This is a genomic window from Treponema endosymbiont of Eucomonympha sp., from assembly GCF_001028545.1.
The window spans coordinates 1-557 of the sequence record NZ_BBPW01000468.1 but is presented as its reverse complement, the minus strand read 5'-3'; the positions used below and the strand labels follow the sequence as shown (position 1 = coordinate 557).

Below are 557 nucleotides of genomic sequence, written 5' to 3'. Positions count from 1 at the left end.
GCTTCACTGTCCGCACTGGCACCGGATTCAGCAGCTGTTTCAGCATTGCAGTCAGCAGCAGCGATTTCAGCGTCTGCAGCAACCTGCACCGACGCGTCAGAGGCGCCGGCGTTCGTTTGTTCAGCTTCTATGGACAAATCGGCTGGGCGATTATGCGCCGGTTCCGGTGCGCCGGACGAACGGGTTTCGGCGTCTTCGCGCTGGTGAGCAATATTCGCCACAAGAGAACGCCCCTGATAGACATACCCGTCAAGCGCTTTGATGACGCGTAGGGCGTCTTCAACATAGAGTTGTACAAATGAATAGGTGTCAAAAAGACGGATATCGCCGATTCGCTCGCGCGGAAGCCCGCCTATGTTCATCAATAATCTGATAAGGTCGCGCACGAAACAGCGGTTATTCCTGCCGACGCTGATATAAACCACCTCGGAATCCGCTTTGCTAATCAGCGCGCGACGCGGCGGCGCGAATCTTCTGTCAGCGGGTTCATTCCGTCGCCCTGATTTTTCTGTTGGGCGCCCGTTATCTTGCCGTTCCTCCGAGATGTGCGGATTTGC

At 56.0% G+C, this 557-nt stretch carries 1 protein-coding gene; it reads right to left on the bottom strand.

What is annotated here, in order from left to right:
* Nucleotides 1–425: DbpA RNA binding domain-containing protein (locus tag AWU74_RS07615; protein ID WP_187150942.1), on the bottom strand; the 425-nt coding region annotated here is incomplete at its 3' end.
* Between the last annotated feature and the right edge of the window lie 132 nt (nt 426–557).